Source organism: Cupriavidus sp. SIMBA_020 (genome assembly GCF_046535395.1).
Taxonomy (GTDB): Bacteria; Pseudomonadota; Gammaproteobacteria; order Burkholderiales; family Burkholderiaceae; genus Cupriavidus; species Cupriavidus campinensis.
On record NZ_JAWRWU010001826.1, the window covers coordinates 1 to 230 of the forward strand.

A 230-nucleotide genomic window follows, 5' to 3' on the forward strand; every position below is an offset into this window, starting at 1 on the left:
GCCGGAATTCTTGGTGATGCGCTGGAACGTTCCCTTCTATTTCGGTGGTACGTCTCTGTTGATTATTGTGGTGGTGACGATGGATTTCATGGCACAGGTTCAGGCCTACATGATGTCTCACCAGTACGACTCGTTGCTCAAGAAGGCTAACTTCAAGGGCGCGGGTTTGCCGATGCGGTAAGCAAAAGAATGTCCAAGGACGACGTCATTCAGATGCAAGGCGAGGTTCT

Annotated in this window: 1 pseudogene; it reads left to right on the plus strand. The window is 50.9% G+C overall.

Features of this window, described 5'->3' with window-relative positions:
* A pseudogene (gene secY / locus SB751_RS35905) lies at positions 1-181 on the plus strand (preprotein translocase subunit SecY); the annotation flags it as partial.
* Positions 182-230 lie beyond the last annotated feature (49 nt).